This window comes from Phosphitispora fastidiosa, from assembly GCF_019008365.1.
GTDB lineage: Bacteria > Bacillota > Thermincolia > Thermincolales > UBA2595 > Phosphitispora > Phosphitispora fastidiosa.
The window spans coordinates 1-266 of the sequence record NZ_JAHHUL010000142.1 but is presented as its reverse complement, the minus strand read 5'-3'; the positions used below and the strand labels follow the sequence as shown (position 1 = coordinate 266).

The following is a 266-nucleotide window of genomic DNA, read 5'->3' as shown; positions in this document are numbered from 1 at the left end:
AAGCCGCTGGCGAACTTGAACTCGTCCAGGGCCTGCAGGTTGGTCGGGTCGGAAACCGCCAAGTAGAGCTTGCGGCCGCGTTTGTACAGCGGCAGGGCGTGCTGGCCGCGGATCAGCTTCTCGCCGACCTCGCGGATGGTGTTGCCGTCGAGCTCGATGCTGGACAGGTCGAGCAGGGGCGTGCCGAACTCGTTGCTGGCGAATTCCGCCAGGCGCGCCGGCGGGATCAGCTTGTCCTCGACAATCTGGGAGACGATGGGCCGGCT

Annotated in this window: 1 protein-coding gene; it reads right to left on the bottom strand. The window is 66.2% G+C overall.

Going from position 1 to position 266, the window contains the following annotated elements; all coding sequences use genetic code 11:
• Nucleotides 1-266: GspE/PulE/PilB domain-containing protein (locus Ga0451573_RS19275; RefSeq protein ID WP_492207362.1), on the bottom strand; the 266-nt coding region annotated here is incomplete at both ends.